The sequence below is a fragment of the Bacillus cereus group sp. BfR-BA-01355 genome (genome assembly GCF_022663675.1).
GTDB lineage: Bacteria > Bacillota > Bacilli > Bacillales > Bacillaceae_G > Bacillus_A > Bacillus_A thuringiensis_S.
On the sequence record NZ_JAKUFY010000493.1, the window covers coordinates 1 to 222 of the forward strand.

The window sequence follows — 222 nt, forward strand, 5'->3', positions numbered from 1 at the left end:
ACTCTCACAGGGACAAGGTCCCAACTACCATCGGCGCTAGAGAGCTTAACTTCCGTGTTCGGTATGGGAACGGGTGTGACCTCTCTGCCATCATCACCAAACTATTGAAGGTATATTCCTTCAAAACTAGATAACATTGCTACATATTATATGGTTAAGTCCTCGATCTATTAGTATTCGTCAGCTCCACATGTCACCATGCTTCCACCTCGAACCTATCAA

General features: G+C 44.6%; 1 rRNA gene. It reads right to left on the reverse strand.

Annotated elements, in window-relative coordinates:
* Nucleotides 1–101: ribosomal RNA gene (gene rrf / locus MR167_RS32615) — 5S ribosomal RNA — on the reverse strand; the annotation flags it as partial.
* Nucleotides 102–222: the final 121 nt, after the last annotated feature.